This window comes from Novosphingobium sp. KACC 22771, from assembly GCF_028736195.1.
GTDB lineage: Bacteria > Pseudomonadota > Alphaproteobacteria > Sphingomonadales > Sphingomonadaceae > Novosphingobium.
The window spans coordinates 2,245,666-2,262,015 of record NZ_CP117881.1; the positions used below are offsets into that span (position 1 = coordinate 2,245,666).

13 protein-coding genes are annotated in these 16,350 nt (G+C 63.4%); 4 read left to right on the top strand and 9 right to left on the bottom strand.

The genetic code is table 11. The features are described 5' to 3' along the window. Window positions 1-6: 6 nt before the first annotated feature. On the bottom strand, window positions 7-843 hold the full coding sequence (gene kduI, locus PQ467_RS10205) for a 5-dehydro-4-deoxy-D-glucuronate isomerase (RefSeq protein ID WP_274173317.1): 837 nt from the start codon (window positions 841-843) through the stop codon (window positions 7-9). 123 nt (window positions 844-966) lie between these two features. Then, window positions 967-1,986: a LacI family DNA-binding transcriptional regulator gene (locus PQ467_RS10210; RefSeq protein WP_274173318.1), complete on the bottom strand. Its 1,020-nt coding sequence runs from the start codon at window positions 1,984-1,986 to the stop codon at window positions 967-969. 163 nt (window positions 1,987-2,149) lie between these two features. Between PQ467_RS10210 and PQ467_RS10215 the strand changes: the two genes are divergently transcribed. The 4 genes from PQ467_RS10215 (at window position 2,150) to mazG (ending at window position 6,715) form a co-directional block, all read left to right on the top strand. Next, window positions 2,150-3,658 carry a UxaA family hydrolase gene (locus PQ467_RS10215; RefSeq protein WP_274176131.1) on the top strand — a complete coding sequence of 503 codons (1,509 nt, stop codon included), beginning with the start codon at window positions 2,150-2,152 and terminating at the stop codon, window positions 3,656-3,658. A gap of 106 nt (window positions 3,659-3,764) precedes the next feature. Continuing rightward, the gene (locus PQ467_RS10220; protein ID WP_274173319.1) at window positions 3,765-4,556 is read left to right on the top strand and encodes a 2-keto-4-pentenoate hydratase; all 792 of its coding nucleotides are present in this window, start codon (window positions 3,765-3,767) and stop codon (window positions 4,554-4,556) included. Window positions 4,557-4,589: 33 nt separating this feature from the next. Further along, entirely contained in the window at window positions 4,590-5,861 is a 1,272-nt protein-coding gene (locus PQ467_RS10225) for an MFS transporter (protein WP_274173320.1), read from the top strand. Window positions 5,862-5,935: 74 nt separating this feature from the next. Continuing rightward, on the top strand, window positions 5,936-6,715 hold the full coding sequence (gene mazG / locus PQ467_RS10230; protein ID WP_274173321.1) for a nucleoside triphosphate pyrophosphohydrolase: 780 nt from the start codon (window positions 5,936-5,938) through the stop codon (window positions 6,713-6,715). A gap of 167 nt (window positions 6,716-6,882) precedes the next feature. Here mazG and hflX read toward each other — a convergent pair whose 3' ends face one another. The 7 genes from hflX to dusB all read right to left on the bottom strand — a co-directional run bounded on the left by hflX (window position 6,883) and on the right by dusB (window position 16,290). Then, entirely contained in the window at window positions 6,883-8,160 is a 1,278-nt protein-coding gene (hflX, locus tag PQ467_RS10235; RefSeq protein WP_274176132.1) for a GTPase HflX, read from the bottom strand. Window positions 8,161-8,207: 47 nt separating this feature from the next. Beyond that, the gene (gene hfq, locus PQ467_RS10240) at window positions 8,208-8,807 is read right to left on the bottom strand and encodes an RNA chaperone Hfq (RefSeq protein WP_274173322.1); all 600 of its coding nucleotides are present in this window, start codon (window positions 8,805-8,807) and stop codon (window positions 8,208-8,210) included. A gap of 136 nt (window positions 8,808-8,943) precedes the next feature. After that, window positions 8,944-10,329 (bottom strand): nitrogen assimilation response regulator NtrX, encoded by a 1,386-nt coding sequence (gene ntrX, locus PQ467_RS10245; protein ID WP_274173323.1) that lies wholly within the window; start codon window positions 10,327-10,329, stop codon window positions 8,944-8,946. Window positions 10,330-10,354: 25 nt separating this feature from the next. Further along, window positions 10,355-12,613 carry a sensor histidine kinase gene (locus tag PQ467_RS10250; protein ID WP_274173324.1) on the bottom strand — a complete coding sequence of 753 codons (2,259 nt, stop codon included), beginning with the start codon at window positions 12,611-12,613 and terminating at the stop codon, window positions 10,355-10,357. Between the two features lie 76 nt (window positions 12,614-12,689). Next, window positions 12,690-14,105 carry a sigma 54-interacting transcriptional regulator gene (locus PQ467_RS10255; protein WP_274173325.1) on the bottom strand — a complete coding sequence of 472 codons (1,416 nt, stop codon included), beginning with the start codon at window positions 14,103-14,105 and terminating at the stop codon, window positions 12,690-12,692. 5 nt (window positions 14,106-14,110) lie between these two features. Beyond that, on the bottom strand, window positions 14,111-15,277 hold the full coding sequence (locus PQ467_RS10260; RefSeq protein WP_274173326.1) for a two-component system sensor histidine kinase NtrB: 1,167 nt from the start codon (window positions 15,275-15,277) through the stop codon (window positions 14,111-14,113). Beyond that, on the bottom strand, window positions 15,277-16,290 hold the full coding sequence (gene dusB, locus PQ467_RS10265) for a tRNA dihydrouridine synthase DusB (RefSeq protein ID WP_274173327.1): 1,014 nt from the start codon (window positions 16,288-16,290) through the stop codon (window positions 15,277-15,279). Before dusB ends, PQ467_RS10260 begins: the two co-directional genes overlap by 1 nt. Window positions 16,291-16,350 lie beyond the last annotated feature (60 nt).

Genomic DNA, 16,350 nt, shown 5'->3' on the forward strand with positions numbered 1-16,350 from the left:
ACGGCCTCACTTGAGCTGGCAAATGTCGAGGACCTTCATGTCGGTATAGTCGAGGTTTTCCCCGCCCATCGCCCAGATGAAGGCATATTTCTTGGTGCCCGAACCCATGTGAACCGACCACGGCGGGCTGATCACGGCTTCTTCATTGCCGATCACGATGTGGCGCAGGTCTTCGGGCTGGCCCATATAGTGGAACACGCGATCGCTCTCGGTGGGCATGTCGAAATAGAGATAGATCTCGCTGCGGCGGTCATGCAGATGCGGCGGCATCGTGTTCCACACGCTGCCTTCCTCCAGCACGGTCAGGCCCAGCAGGAGCTGCGCGCTCTCGCAAACGCCGGGGATGACGAGCTGATAGATCGTGCGCTGGTTCGAATTGGCCAGATCGCCGCGGGCCAGCGGGTTGGCCTGATCCAGCGTGATGTGCCGACACGGGAACGCCTTATGCGCCGGAACGCTGGCGATGTAGAAACGCGCGCCCTCGCCTTCAAAGATCACCTCGCCCGTGCCCATGGGGACGTAGAGGCATTCCTTGTTGCCCATTTCATAGCGCGTGCCATCAACCGTGATCGCGCCGGGGCCGCCAATATTGACGATGCCCGCCTCGCGGCGCTCAAGGAACGGGTGACCGGCAGCGCTCGCAGGCTCGGTCTGTTCGGGCAGCTTCAGAGGCTCCTTGCCCGGCACGGCCCCGCCGATCACAAAGCGTTCGTTATGCGAATAATTGAGGTTCACCTGCCCCTCGACAAACATACCCGATACCAGATAACGGTCGCGCAGTTCATCATTAGAAACACATTCCATCATGTCGGGATGTGTGGCATGATAGGTCTTGCAGAACATGGGTAGCTCTCCCGGCAAAGATTGGTGCCGTCCGGCACGTGATTGATCGCTTGGTAGCGGGTTTTGGTAACCGGTGTCAATAACCGCCAAACATGACTTTTTGCAGACAGGCAGGCGCTCGGATCAGCCCTTGAACGGCGCCGTCGAGGCCCGTTCGACCAGTTCGGAACGGAAGAAAGACTTGTGCTCGGCTGCCCGCTCCGGCTGGATCAGCTTGAACGCCGCCGAGCGCGCCATAGCCCGGATCGGCCAGCGCACCGTGCTGAGCGGAGGCCAGATATGCGCACCGATCGGCGTATCGTCGAAGCCCAGAATTGAAAGCTGGCGCGGCACCTCCAGCCCCTGCTCCAGCGCGGCGTGGAGCACGGCGGCGGCCATTTCGTCATTGGCGGCGAAAATCGCGCTGGGGCGCGGATTTTGGCTGAGCAATTGCTTGCCCGCCGTGTAGCCGGACTCAAACGTATAATTGCCCGAAGCCCGCAGCGTATCGGGCAAGCTCAGCCCATGGGCCAGCAACGCCTCGCGCAGCCCGGCCTCACGCTCACGCGCCGAGCGGAAGCCGTCCGGCCCCGCCACGTGGCCGATGCTTGTGTGCCCATCGCGAATCAGCTTGTCGACCGCCTCGCGCACCGCCTCGCGGTCATTGGATTCGACCAGATGCTCTTCATCATCCAGCCGCGCCGACCCCATTCGAACATAGCGGCAGCCCAGTTCCGCACAGAGCCGCGCCACTTCGTCATTCTCCGAAACCGGCGGCAGGACGTAAATGCCGTAAAGCCGCTGCTGTTCGATAAAATGGCGAATATCGTCGAAAAGTTGCGGGCTCTTGCGGTCCACCGGGCGCACGACCAGCGCGAATTCGGTGCCTTTCATAGCATCGAGCATGCCCTCCTGAACCGAGAGGACCATCTGCGCATTGGGGTTGTCATGGATCAGGCCGATCAGGAAATTGCGCCGCAATGCCAAGGCCCTGGCCTGCGGATTGGGTACATAGCCAAGATCGCGGATCACCGCCGTCACCTTGTCGCGCGTTGCATCGTTGAGCAAGGGCGAGTTGTTGATCACGCGGCTGACGGTCTTTTTCGACACGCCCGCAAGGCGCGCCACGTCATTGATCGTCGGCTTGGGCTCACGATTGGCCACGTTGTTCCCACCTCTCTTGGCTCGTCTGCACTTTTGCTGCCTTGCCCTTGCATGATGAAGCGTGCAAGCAGGAGACTTATTGACACCGGTTACCATAAACGACATTCCCACGCAAAGGCGAAACCCCGCGTGGGGAGATTCGCGAAACGAACGCTTGGTGAAAATGATGAGCCTGCAACCCGCCCTGATCCGCGTGCATTCCGAAGACACCGTGGCTGTGGCGCTGCGTCCGATTGCGGCGGGCGAACAGGTTGCGCTGGGCGCCGAGCATTTCACCGCAGCGGTCGCCATTCCCCAGGGGCACAAGCTGGCCCTGACCACCCATGCGCCGGGCGACACGGTGCGCAAATATGGCCAGCCCATCGGCAGGGCCACGGCCGCTATCGCGCGGGGCGATCATGTCCACACGCATAATCTGGCCACTGCGCTTGCGGGAGAATTGACCTACGCGCCCGGTTCCCACGGAGAAGTGGCCCCAACGCAGGTGAATACGACCCATTGGCGCGGCTATCTGCGTTCCGACGGGCGGGCGGCCACGCGCAACGAAATCTGGGTGCTGCCAACGGTCGGTTGCGTTGGCCTGACCGCCGAACAGATCGCGCGTGAAGCAACCGTCCGTCACGCCAACCTGATCGCGGCCGGGCGGATTGACGGCATCCACGCTTTCTCTCACCCCCATGGCTGTTCGCAATTGGGCGATGATCTGGCGGGGACGCGCGCGGTTCTGGCGGGATTGGCGGCCAATCCCAATGCGGCGGGCGTGCTGGTGCTGGGTCTGGGCTGCGAATCGAACCAGATTGACGAATTGCTGACGCTGGTGCCCGAAAACGCGCGCGGCAAACTCGCAACCCTCTCCTCGCAGAGCGCGGGCGATGAATTGGCCGAGGCCGCCGCGCTGATCGACACCATGGTCGCCCGCGCCGCGACGGCGGAGCGGGTGGACTTGCCGCTCTCGGCGCTGGTGGTGGGTTTGAAATGCGGCGGGTCGGACGGGTTTTCAGGCCTCACCGCCAATCCGCTGCTGGGCCGCTTTGCCGAGACTCTGGCGGGCGCGGGCGGGACCCCGGTGCTGACCGAAATCCCGGAGATCTTCGGGGCCGAACAGGCCCTGCTCTCGCGCTCGATCAACGCGCAGGTGTTCGATGCGGCCGCCGGTCTCATCAACCGTTTCAAACGCTATTACCTCGATCAGGGGCTGCCGGTTTCGGAAAACCCCTCGCCGGGCAATCTGGCGGGCGGGATCACCACGCTGGAGGAGAAATCGCTGGGAGCGGTGCAAAAGGCGGGGCATGTCGCGCTTTGCTCGGTGATCGACTATGGACAGAGCGCGAAGCCGGGCGGGCTGGTCTTGCTGGAGGCGCCCGGCAATGATGCGATTTCCTCGACCGCCCTTGCGGCGGCTGGGGCCACCATGGTGCTGTTTACGACCGGGCGCGGCACGCCGCTCGGCTTTCCCGTGCCGACGGTCAAGGTCGCCTCCAACCATCAATTGGCCGCCAACAAACCGCATTGGATCGATTTTGATGCCGCGATGGCTTTGGACGATGGGCAAAGGGCGACTGACGCGGCGTTTCTCGCCCGGTTGGTAGCCATTGCCAGCGGAGAAAAGACCGCCGCCGAACGCCATGGCCAGCGCGCCATCGCGATCTGGCGGCGGGGGGTAACCTTATAGGCGGGACAGGCTGACGGCTGGTTCATGCAATCGCTTGCCACCTTGGCCGATTGCCCCTGACACCGGTTTCCATTATTGAATTCACCCAAAGGATTGTGGGATCAGGATGCACACTCAAAACACCGATCAGGCCATTGCACAGGCCTTCCTTGCGGCCCGCCGCTCCGGCCAGGGCCTGGCCACCTACCCCGGCCCCATGCCGGCTACGCTGGCCGACGCCTATCGTATTCAGGATACGGCGCTTTCCCTCGACAGGCGCCCGGTTGTGGGCTGGAAAGTGGGCCGGATCAACGCGCCGCTGGATGCAGAGCTGGGGGCCAATCGGCTCGCCGGTCCGATCTTTGCCGATGCGCTGGCCGAAGATGGCGCGGCCATGCCGGTCTTTGCCGATGGCTTTGTCGCGGGCGAGGCGGAATGGTTGCTGCATGTCGCCCCTGGTTTTACCGGCCCCGTTCCCGCCGATGATGCGGCGACCCGGGCGATCATCGACGAGGTGCGCATTGGCATCGAAATTGCCAGTTCGCCCTATCCCGGCATCAATACCGATGGGCCTTGCGTGACGGTTTCGGATTACGGCAACAATGCGGGCCTTGTCTTGGGCGCGCCGGTGGCCGGGTGGGCCAATCTCGATCTTTGCGCCATTTCCATCACCACGCGCATCGACGGCGCGGTGGTGGGCGAGGCGAGCGCGGCCACCATGCTCGACGGCCCCTATGGCGCGGTGCGCTTTTTGCTGGGCAATCTGATGGCGCGCGGGATTGATGTGTCGGGCGGGCTTTGGGTCTCCTCCGGCGCGGTCACCGGCGTCCATCCGGCGCGCGTGGGCCAGAGCGTCACCGCCAGTTTCGGCGATCTGGGACTGGTGTCCTGCACGCTCACCAAAGCCATGCCCCGTTAACGCGCCAAAAGAAGCGCAATTGGAGATTGGATGATGACAGGCCAGAGAGAACTGGACCCCAAGGCTGGACGGCGGCGCTGGGTTGTGTGCGGCTTGCTGTTTGCCGCAACGGCGGTGAATTATATCGACCGCCAGATGATCGGCGTGCTCAAACCCACGCTGAAGGAAGAACTGGGCTGGCAGGAAAGCGACTTTGCCACCATCGTCTTCTGGTTCCAGATGGCCTATGCCATCGGCTATATTTCGTTTGGCCGGATCGTGGACGTGCTGGGCGCAAGGCTGGGTTATGCGGTCGCCATCGTGATCTGGACCGCCGGGCATATGGCGCATGGTTTCGCCAGCGGCGTGGCCAGTTTCGCCGCCGCCCGCTTCGGGCTGGGTGTGGGCGAGTCGGGCAATTTCCCCGCCGGGATCAAGGCCGTGGCCGATTGGTTCCCCCAGCGGGAGCGGGCCTTTGCCATCGGCCTGTTCAACGCGGGCGCCAATGTGGGCGCCATCATCACGCCGCTGCTGGTGCCTGCGCTGGTGCTGTGGTTTGGTTGGCGCTCGGCTTTTTTCATCACGGGCGTTTTCGGCGTGGCGTGGCTGATCGCATGGTGGGCACTATATCGCCACCCTCGCGATGAAGCCAAGATCACGCCGGGCGAATTGGCCTGGATCGAACAGGACCCGGCCGACACCACCGAGAAGATCGGTTGGGGCCGCCTCATCACGCTGCGCGAGACATGGGCCTATGCCTTGGCCAAATTTCTGATCGACCCTGTGTGGTGGTTTTTCCTGTTCTGGCTGCCCGGATATCTGTTCGACCGCTATCATCTTGATCTCAAGAGCTTCGGTCTCCCGCTGGCGGCCATCTACATCATTTCCGATCTGGGCAGCGTGGCCGGGGGCTGGCTCTCGTCCTTCATGCTGAAGCGCGGCTATTCGGTGAATGCGGCGCGCAAACTCGCCATGCTGATCTGCGCCTTCTGTGTGCTCCCGATCTATTTCGCGCAGAGCATCGAGAGCGTGTGGGGCGCGGTGCTGGTGATCGGCCTTGCCACGGCGGCGCATCAGGCTTTTTCGGCCAATGTTTACACCCTGCCCTCCGACATGTTCCCCCGCGCGGCGGTGGGCAGCGTGGTGGGCATCGGCGGCACGATCGGCGCGCTGGGCGGCATGGGGATGGCGCTGTTCACCGGCTATATCCTCGACGCCACGCACAGCTACGAATTGCTGTTCGCCATTTGCGCCAGCGCCTATCTGCTCGCTCTGGCGGTGGTTCATCTGCTCAGCCCCCGTTTGGCCCCCGCAACGGTAGAGTAAAGTGCGCCATTTGCCGATTGTCGGGACCGGGAAGGCTGACTAAAGCTTTCCCGGTCCTTTTTTGTGAGTTGCTTATGACCGCGTCGCTTTCCCGATTGCTGAACATTATGGCGCGGCTGCGCGATCCCGAAAGGGGCTGTGAATGGGATGTGGCGCAGACCTTTGCCACCATTGCGCCCTACACGGTCGAGGAGGCTTATGAGGTGGCCGACGCCATCGAACGGGGCGACATGGCGGGCCTGCGCGAGGAGTTGGGCGATCTGCTGCTGCAAGTGGTGTTTCACAGCCGGATGGCGCAGGAGGCGGGCCTCTTCGCCTTTGACGATGTGGCCGATGCGATCAGCGACAAGATGGAGGCGCGACATCCTCATGTATTTGGTGGCGTCGCCGACGAGGGCCAGTCGCGCGAGGTCCGCTGGGAAAAGCTGAAAGAGCAGGAGCGGGCGGAAAAGGGGGCATCGAGCGCGCTGGATGGCGTGGCGATGGCCCTGCCCGCGCTGATGCGGGCGGAAAAGTTGCAGAAGCGGGCGGCGCGGGTCGGCTTCGACTGGCCCGATGTGTCTGGGCCGGTTGCCAAGGTAGTCGAGGAAATCGAGGAGCTGGCCGAGGCGACCACGGACGAAGAGCGAATGGCCGAGGCGGGGGATTTCCTCTTTGCCGCCGTCAATCTGGTGCGCGCCTATGGCATCTCGGCTGAGGAAGCCCTGCGCGCGGCCAATGTTAAATTCGAACGGCGGTTCAAGGGGATGGAGGCGATTGCCGAGGCGCGCGGGGTGGATTTTGCCGCGCTCTCGCTCGATGAGCAGGAAGGGTTGTGGCAAGAGGTTAAGAAGGGGGAAAATGCGAGGGTCTAGACCCTCGCGCTCCTGATACTGTCCGCGTGGCGTTAACGGTTCGGCGTTTTGTGACAGCGCCGCAGGCTTGATTACCCAATCCAAACGCATGAACTTTTTACGCCACCCCATTAACGGGATTGCAAAGGGACCGCGTCCCTTTGCCCGCCGGAGGCACATTTAAACCTTCACAACCTTACAAACCGCCCAAATTCCTTAGGCGTCAGCTTCACGGACATCATCCGCGCCGGCTCATCGCCCCCGGCCTCCTCATCGGACAGTACCTCGCCATGGGCATAGAGCCAGGCGATGCGCGCGCCATCATGGACAGGAATGGTAAACCGATGCTCCCGCGCGTCCCCGGTCAGCAACCGATTAGCGGTTTCGAGCAACTCCTCACAGCCTTCGCCGGTCACGGCCGATAGCGGGACCACCACCTCGTCGTCATGGGCCGCCTCACGCGCGGCGTGCCAGAGATGCGCGGCCTGTTCGGCGGAGAGCAAGTCCCACTTGTTCCACACCTCGATCATCGGCACCGAGGGAGCGCGTGTGCCCTCCTCCAGCAAGCCGAGGTCTTCGAGAACCGAAAGCACCTGCTCTTTTTGCGCGGCAGTATCAGGGTTGGCGATATCGCGCACATGGATGACGATGTCGGCCGCCGTCACCTCTTCCAGCGTAGCGCGAAAGGCGGCGACCAATTGCGTCGGCAGGTCGGAGATAAAGCCCACCGTGTCCGACATAATCGCCTTTTCGATGCCGGGCAGGCGGATCGCGCGCATCGTCGGGTCCAGCGTGGCGAAGAGCAGATCCTGCGCCATCACGCTCGCCCCGGTCAGCCGGTTGAACAACGTCGATTTGCCCGCATTGGTATAGCCCACCAAGGCCAGCACCGGCCAAGGCGCCTTTTCGCGCCGGTCGCGGTGCAGCCCGCGCGTGCGGCGCACCTGCTCCAGCTCGCGCCGGATGCGGGCCATGCGGTCGCGGATCATGCGGCGGTCGGCCTCGATCTGGGTTTCGCCCGGGCCGCCAAGGAAGCCGAAGCCGCCCCGCTGGCGCTCAAGGTGGGTCCAGCTGCGCACAAGTCGGCCCTGCTGATAATCCAGATGCGCCAGTTCGACCTGCAACCGCCCTTCGGCGGTCGCCGCGCGTTCGCCAAAGATTTCGAGGATCAGGCCCGTGCGGTCGATCACCTTGCGCTTGAGCTTGTCCTCAAGGTTGCGCTGCTGCACCGCCGAGAGCGCGCCATCGACGATGACAAGTTCGGCCTCATGCAGATTGCATTGGGTGATGATGTTGGTGATCTGGCCTTCGCCGAACAGCGTGCCGGGGCGGGGTTCGCGAATGGCGATAGGGAAGGCCTCGGCAATCACCAGCCCGATGGCCAGCGCCAGACCTTTGGCCTCTTCCACGCGCGACTCGGTATCGGAGGCGCTGGGGCGCCCCCGAATCTCGGGGCAAACGATCAGGGCGCGTGCGCCCCGTGTAACCTCGCCCTCGGCTTCCTCTCCGAAAATCAGGCGTCTGAACCTTCTTCACCATCCCACTCGCCGGTCAGATCGACCGGGCCGAGCGGCTGGATGGTCGAAACCGCATGCTTATAGGCAAGCTGCACATAGCCTTCGCGTTCCAGCATCATGCAGAACAGATCATAGGCCGCCACACGTCCCTGAAGCATCACGCCGTTCACCAGGAACATCGTGACCTGCACGCTGGACGAGCGGATCGAGGAAAGGAACACATCCTGCAGCAGGCGGGCCTTCTTCGACGCGTCGCCGCCCTGCGGGAACAGGCGCGTGTCGATAGGCTGGCTGGGCATGATGGTGGAAACGGCGTGCTTATAGACCAGCTGCGACTGACCATCACGGCGCAGCAGGATCGAGAAATTGTCGAACCAGGTGACAATACCCTGCAGCTTCACGCCCTTGACAAGGAACATGGTGACGGGGGTCTTGTTCTTGCGCAGATAGTTCAGGAACTGGTCCTGCAAATTCTGGCTGCCCTTGCCCGACGCTACGGGAACGGGGGCTGCGGCAACGGCTTCGGCGCCCTCATCAGCGGCGCCTTCTTCAGGCTTTGAACGCGGGCGGGCGGAAAGCGTGCGGCCAGTCGACATGGTTTGCTCCTATTGTTGGCGGCCGTTTCTACGGTCCGCATTCTGGCCAAAGGTGATTCTGCGCCTTTGGCCGACTGAGCCTCATGTCTAGCCTCTCGCAGTTGCAGCGTAAATGCCGAAATTGCGAAAGACGTATTCAATCCTCCTCGTCATCGTCCCGCTTGTCGCCCATGCCCAGCAGCTTGAGCTTGCGATGCAGGGCCGAGCGTTCCATCCCGATAAAGGCGGCGGTCTTTGAAATATTGCCGGAAAAGCGACGGATCTGGACCCGCAGATATTCCCGCTCAAAATTCTCCCGCGCCTCGCGCAGAGGCACGCCCATCAAGGAGGACATGCCCGAATCGCCGGCCAAACGCCCGCTGTTGATCTCGGCGGGCAGCATATCGACCTCGATCCGCCCCAGCCTTTCGCGCGGGGCCAGAATCACCGTGCGCTCCACCACATTGCGCAATTGGCGCACATTGCCCGGCCATTCATAGGCCTGCATCGCGGCCATCGCTTCAATGCTGATTTCGGGCGGAGGCATGCCCTGATCATTGGCATAGCGGGCAAAGAAATGCTGGACTAGCACGGGAATATCCTCGCGCCGCTCGGCCAACGGCGGCACCACCACCGGCACCACGTTCAGGCGATAGAACAGATCCTCGCGGAACGTCTTATCGATGATTTCCTTTTCCAGATTGCGGCTGGTCGAGGACACCACGCGCACATCGACGCGGATCTGGCGATTGCCGCCCACGCGGACGAAGGCCTGCTCGGTCAAAACCCGCAGGATGCGCGCCTGAGTCGACAGCGGCATATCGCCCACTTCGTCCAGATAGAGCGTGCCCCCATCGGCCAGTTCGAGCAGGCCTGCGCGCACCAGCTTGCCATTGGCCTCCTCGCCGAACAGTTCCTCTTCGAAACGTTCGGGCGTGATGCGTGCGGAGTTGACGCTGACAAAGGGTTTTTCCGCCCGCCCGCTCCACGAATGGAGCAGACGCGCCGCAACTTCCTTGCCCACGCCCGAGGGGCCGGAGATCAGCAGGCGGCTGCCGGTGTTGGCAACACGTTTAAGTGTGGCGCGTACGTGGTTGATTGCGCTCGAACTTCCGTGAAACTCGGTCCCTTGCGCCGTGTCCAGTTTCAGCCGGGCATTCTCGCGCCGCAGCCGTTCGGTTTCCGTCGCGCGTTCCACCAGATGGAGCAGACGCTCTGTCTCAAACGGCTTTTCAATGAAATCCATCGCCCCGCGGCCAATCGCGGCCACCGCCGTATCGATATTGCCATGGCCCGAAAAGATGATCACCGGCAGGTCCGGCTCACGCGTCTTGATCGCGTCGAGCACCTCCAGCCCGTCCATCGGCGAACCATGCAACCAGACATCGAGAAGCACCAGCGAGGGCCGCCGCCGATCCACCTCGTCCAGCGCGGCGCGGCTGTCGCCCGCCGTGCGGCATTCGTAGCCCTCGTCCGAGAGAACACCCGCCACCAGTTCGCGGATGTCCTTTTCATCATCAACGATCAGGATATCGACAGCCATCAGGCTCTTCCTCTTTCCATTGGGCTCATTCCCCCGGCTCCATCACCTTGCCCGCGCTCAAAGGGTCGCGGGCAAAGCGCAGGGAGACGACGGAACCACCGCCCTCGGCGCTGGCAAAATTCATGTCGCCGCCGTGTTCTTCGACAATTTTCTTCACAATGGCCAAACCCAGTCCCGTACCCTTTTCGCGGGTGGTGACATAGGGTTCGACGATACGCTCGCGGTCCTGCGGCAATCCGATGCCATTGTCGGCCACCACCGCCAGAATGCTCTCGCCCTCGTCGATCAGGCTCAGCCGGATCGCGCCGCGATAGTCCTCGCCCGCCTGCTTCTGCTTGGCCTCAACCGCCTCGGTGGCGTTTTTCAGCACGTTGGTCATCGCCTGACCAAACTGATGCCGGTCGCAACCGATCAGGCCGATATCGCCAGGCGCATCGATCGAAAAGTCGATGTCCGAACGCGCCACTTCCTGCAGGAACAGCGATTGCCGCGCCAGATCGACCGGGTCTTCCGAACGGAACACCGGCTTGGGAATGCGGGCAAAGGAGGAGAATTCGTCCACCATCTTGCGCAGGTCGCCCACCTGCCGAATGATCGTCGCGGTCAATTCCTCGAACAATTCGGGATTGTCGCTGATCTGTTTGCGATAGCGGCGCGAGAGGCGCTCGGTGGCCAATTGGATCGGGGTCAGCGGGTTCTTGATTTCATGCGCGATGCGCCGCGCCACGTCCGACCAAGCCGCCTGACGCTGATCCAGCAATTGGCGCGTGATGTCCTCAAAGGTGATGACATGGCCGCCCTGCGCCTCGCCCGAGGCGCTGCTGTTGGCCGTCAGCTTGACCGCCAGCGTGCGCAAATCGCCCCCGCGTTCGGACGAAACGCCGTGCTGGACCACGCCCTCGCGCTTGCCCTCGTCCACCATCCCCGCAATCTGGGGCGAGATTTCGGCCAGGGCCTGCCCCACGGGCGCGCCATCGCTGCGTCCCAGCAGCAGCTTTTGCGCCGAGGAATTCATCAACCGCACCGCCCCACTGGCATCGAGCGAGATCACCCCCGCCGTCACCGATTCCAGCACCGCCTCCATCAGCGCGCGGCGCTCGTCGATCTGCTGATTGGCGCGGACCAGAGCGGCGGTCTGGCGCTCGATCTGTTCGGTCATGCGGTTGAACGCACGGTTGAGCAGGCCGATTTCCTCGGCCCCGCTGCGCCCGGCGATGCGGATTTCATAATTGCCCGCGCCCACCCGCTGGGCCGCCGCCACAAGGTCATAGAGCGGTTGCACCTGTCGGTCGGCAAAACGCAGGGCAAAGACCACCGACAGGCCTACCAGCACCAGAGATATGACAAACAAGGCAATGTTGAACCGCAATTGCAGCAACCGCGCCCTTTGCGTCAGCACCTGATAGGCCTTCACGATATTGTCGGCGCGCTTGCCCTGGCTGATCGCCAAAAGGTCGGATGTCCGCGCGGCATAGAGATAAAGCCCGGTCCGCTGGTCGATGGCCGTTACCGCCTCGATGCGGTCGGCCTTGGCATTGACCACAATCGCCTCGCCGCCATCGACCCGGCGCCGATCTTCGGGCGAGACCTGAACCCGCGCATCATCGCGCGCCGGGTCCACAATCGCCACGGTAATCATCCGCCCATCGGCGCCCTTTTGCAGGATCGCCACTTCGTCCAGCCCGCGTTGCAGCACCTGATAGGAAAGCGCCCGCTGGAAATCGAGGCTGACGATGCTGGTTTGGCCCAGAATATAGCGCAGGTCGCTGGTCATCGCGATGGCCTCGTTCGAGACGTCGCGCTGGGTCTGTTCGTAATAGCCGCGCGCCAGCTTGTTGGCATTTTCCAGCAATCCGCGCGAATTGTCCGAAAACCAGAATTCCACGCCCGATTGAAACAGCCACGAGGCAAAGATCACCACCAGCAGCGTCGGCACCGCCGCGATCAGCGAGAAGAGGAACACCAGTTGCGTGTGCAAGCGCCCCTTGCCGCCCGGAATGCTGGCCCCGCGCCGCACCGCGATCCAGCGCCCGATCAGCACAAGGATTGCCATCGCGGGCAACAGCATGCCCACCAGCAGCGAAGCGGTCATCCCGCCCGAGAGCAATTGCCCCTTCTGCGCCTGATCCGACACTGCCAGCCACGCCGAAAGGCTGGCCGCCAGAAAGCCGAAGATCGAGATGCCCCAGACATAGGGCTCCAGATTGGCGCGCCGGGCATAGACCTGCGCTCGCCGCCACCAACGGGGCCATCGTCTCGGTTTTGCCTTATCGTCGCTCGCCATCGTGGCAGTATTACAACGCCCCTGTGGCAAGAATGCAAGAGGAAAGCGACCCACTACCCCAAAGGTCGCACCGGCCCTAGGGCCGCCGCAGGAAGAAATCCGGGTCGATGGCCAACTCGCCAAGCCGCTTGCGCAAGGTGTTGCGGTTGATCCCCAGCATCTGCGCCGCGCGCAACTGGTTGCCCCCGGTGACGGCCAGAACGCGGTTGAACAGCGGTCTTTCAAACGCGGCCAGCGCGGCGTCATAGACCGTGCCGGGCGGTGGGCTATGCTCGATCAGCCAGCGCTCAACCGCCGTGTTCAAATCGAGCGGCGCCTCGACCTGCTCCTCGGCCCGCGCGGCAGAAGCCAGCATCGGCTCCAGCGTGGCTGCATCAACCACGTCTTCACGCGCCAATAGCGCCAGACGATAGATGAAATTGCGCAATTCACGCACATTGCCCCGCCACGGCTGACGCATCAGCATCGCCTCGGCCTCGGGCGCCAGACGCCGCCGGGGCAGGCCCTCTGTGGCCGCCAGCGCAAGGAAATGCCGCGCCAACGCCGCAATGTCATCGGCCCTCTCGCGCAAAGGCGGCAGGTGGATGGGTACGACGTTCAAGCGGTAATAGAGATCCTCGCGGAACTGGCCGGCCGCGATCATCGGCTCCAGATCCTTGTTGGTGGCCGCCACGATGCGGGTGTCAATGCTCACCTCGTCGCGCCCGCCCACGCGGCGGATGCTGCCCGATTGCAGCGCGCGCAGCAGGCGAGTCTGGGCCTGCATCGGCATATCGCCGATTTCGTCGAGGAACAGGGTGCCTCCCGCCGCCTGCTCGAATTTGCCAATATGGCGCGCAACCGCTCCGGTAAACGCGCCCTTTTCATGGCCGAACAATTCGCTCTCGATCAGATCGGCGGGAATCGCCGCCGTATTGACCGCCACGAATGGCCCCTTCTGTCGGTGCCCCAACTGGTGGATCGCCTCGGCCACCAGTTCCTTGCCGGTCCCGCTCTCGCCCAAAATCAGCACGGTCAGATCATTGCGCAAAACGCGCGTGATCATCCGATAGACCGCCTGCATCGAGGCCGAGCGCCCCACCAGCGGCAAGCCCTGCCCCGGCCCCTCATCCACGCCCCCGCCCAGCGCGGAGGCCTGCGAGCCTGCCGCCTGACGCACGGTGCGCACCAGTTCGTCGATGTCAAAGGGCTTGGGGAAATATTCAAACGCCCCGGTGTCCGACGCGCGTACCGCCGTATCCAGAGTGTTCTGCGCCGACAGCACGATCACCGGCAGATCGGGATGGCCCTCGCGCACCCGGCCCAGCGTCTCGATCCCATCGCCATCGGTCAGCATCACGTCGGTCACCAGCGCGGAGAATTCGCGCGTGGCCAACAGGCGGTCCCGCTCGGCAATCGCATCGCAGCGCACCACCGAAAAGCCCTCGGCCTCCAGCGCGGCGGTGATGACGATGGCAATGGACTCATCGTCCTCGACCAGCAAAATACTCATAGATCCTATCCGTTAAGCGCGTCTGGGGCCGTGTTGCGCCGGGACCGGCCCGCCGCGCCCAGCGTTGGCCCGACCGTGGCAATCGGCAGATGCAGGCGGAAATGGGTCCACCCCCCTGCCTCGTCGCGATCATGGGTGATGCGCCCGTTCATATCGCGCATCAATTTGCGCACCAGCGCCAGACCCAGCCCCTGCCCGGTCTTTTTGCTGGTGACGAAAGGCTCGAAAATCTGGTCGCGCACCGATGGCTCGATGCCCGGGCCATTGTCCGATACGCGCACTTCGATGGGCAGGCGCACCGCCTTGCCGCGATCGGTGGCGTGCAGCTGCAGGCCCGAAACGAAGCGGGTGCGCACGATGACACGCGGATTTTCCGTCCCCTGCGTTGCCTCACGCGCGTTCGATAGCAAGTTGATCAGCACCTGCACCAGCCCATGCGCGCTGCCCAGCACGGGGGGCAGCGAAGGGTCAAACTCCTCCTCGATCCGCGCCTTGCCTTCTTCCTTGGCACCGCCTGCGGCGGCCAGAATGGTGCTGGCGCGGCGGATGGTTTCGTGCAGGTTGCACGGTTCGACCGGATCGGCCGTGCGGCGCGAGAGCGTCTGCATCTGGTCGATCAGCTTGGCGATGCGGTCCACCTCGTCGGCGATCAGCATGGTGAGCGCGCGGTCGCTGCCCTCAACCTTGCGCGCCAGCAATTGCGCCGCGCCGCGAATGCCCGCCAGAGGGTTCTTGATTTCATGGGCCAAAACCTCAGGCCCGCGCAGCCGCCCGTCGCCATCGCCCGGCATCGACTGGCCGAGCGGCTCGACCGTGGCGCTGTCGGCCAGAGTGACCATCATCCAGCCCGTCGCATCCATGACCGGCGTGGTGGCAATGTCGATCCGGCGGCTGCCCTGACCCAGCACCTGGGCGTCAACCTGCCGCGCGGTGATCGGCGCATCGCTTTCATATACGCGCGCCATCAGCCGTTCATCATCCAACGCCACGACATCCACCAATGACCGCCCCAACAGGCGGCGCTGGCTCTGGCCCAGAAACTGTTCAGCGGCCGGATTGGCCATCGAAATCTTCTGCCCCGGCGCCAGCAGGATTACCGCCTGAGGCAGGCTGAGCAACATGCGCCGCGCATCGGGCGCGGGGGAAATGGCGTCCGGCTGATCGGGCGCCATCAGGCCGCTTCTTGCAGCAGCGGCATGAAGAATTCGTAGAGCGCGGCCTTCACGTCCCTGGGGTCGTCCATGAAGTTGGCCTTGTTGCGAAACGATGCCGATCCATGCAGGCCGTGGGTGTACCAGCCGATATGTTTGCGGAACATATTGACGCCAGTCTTGATGTCATAATGGCTGAGCATATCCTCGTAATGTTCGAGAATAACACCATATTTCTCGGCCAGAGAAGGCTCGTCCAAGCGCTCGCCCGTGGCCAGCCAGTGCATCATCTGGCCCAGCAGCCAGGGCCGCCCATACGAACCGCGCCCGATCATCACACCATCCGCGCCCGATTGCTCAACGGCGGCGGCCACATCTTCGATCGTGCAGATGTCGCCGTTGACGATGACGGGAATATCGACCGCCTCCTTCACCCGGCGCACAAAGGCCCAGTCGGCGGTGCCCTTGTACATCTGATTGCGGGTGCGACCGTGCACGGTGATCATCTTTGCGCCCAGATCCTGCGCGGTGCGGGCCAGTTCGGGAGCGTTGAGACTGTCATGGCACCATCCCATCCGCATCTTGACCGTGACCGGCACATCCACCGCCTTCACACAGGCCTCGATCAACCGCGCGGCCAGATCGGGCACCCGCATCAGCGCAGACCCGGCATCGCCATTGACCACCTTCTTGACCGGACATCCCATATTGATGTCGATGATCGAGGCGCCCTTGTCCGCCGCGATTCTGGCCGCCTCGGCCATCTGGTCCGGCTCGCAGCCGACGAGCTGCATCGAGACCGGCTCCTCCATCGGATCCCACGCGGCCTTCTGGATCGACTGGCGCGTTTCGCGGATGGCGGCGGGCGATGCGATCATCTCGGTCACATTCAGCCCCGAGCCATAGCGCCGCACGATCCGGCGAAACGGCAGATCGGTGACCGCCGTCATCGGCGCCAGCACAACCGGGCAATCGATCTGGACGGGGCCGATGTGGATCGGCTTCAAGGTGGGGGGGATGGGAGTGTCTGTCATGGCTGTTCTACTATGGGCGTGCCTAAAAAGTGGGCAGCGCATAAAGGATTGCGCGCCGCA

Coding starts and splice junctions, on each gene's coding strand:
- PQ467_RS10215 (WP_274176131.1), top strand. CDS start 2,150: ATGATGAGCCTGCAACCCGCCCTGATCCGCGTGCATTCCGAAGACACC.
- PQ467_RS10260 (WP_274173326.1), bottom strand. CDS start 15,277: ATGGCGCCCGATCAGCCGGACGCCATTTCCCCCGCGCCCGATGCGCGG.
- ntrX (WP_274173323.1), bottom strand. CDS start 10,329: ATGGCTGTCGATATCCTGATCGTTGATGATGAAAAGGACATCCGCGAA.
- PQ467_RS10255 (WP_274173325.1), bottom strand. CDS start 14,105: ATGAGTATTTTGCTGGTCGAGGACGATGAGTCCATTGCCATCGTCATC.
- PQ467_RS10225 (WP_274173320.1), top strand. CDS start 4,590: ATGACAGGCCAGAGAGAACTGGACCCCAAGGCTGGACGGCGGCGCTGG.
- mazG (WP_274173321.1), top strand. CDS start 5,936: ATGACCGCGTCGCTTTCCCGATTGCTGAACATTATGGCGCGGCTGCGC.
- PQ467_RS10220 (WP_274173319.1), top strand. CDS start 3,765: ATGCACACTCAAAACACCGATCAGGCCATTGCACAGGCCTTCCTTGCG.
- hfq (WP_274173322.1), bottom strand. CDS start 8,807: ATGTCGACTGGCCGCACGCTTTCCGCCCGCCCGCGTTCAAAGCCTGAA.
- kduI (WP_274173317.1), bottom strand. CDS start 843: ATGTTCTGCAAGACCTATCATGCCACACATCCCGACATGATGGAATGT.
- dusB (WP_274173327.1), bottom strand. CDS start 16,290: ATGACAGACACTCCCATCCCCCCCACCTTGAAGCCGATCCACATCGGC.
- PQ467_RS10250 (WP_274173324.1), bottom strand. CDS start 12,613: ATGGCGAGCGACGATAAGGCAAAACCGAGACGATGGCCCCGTTGGTGG.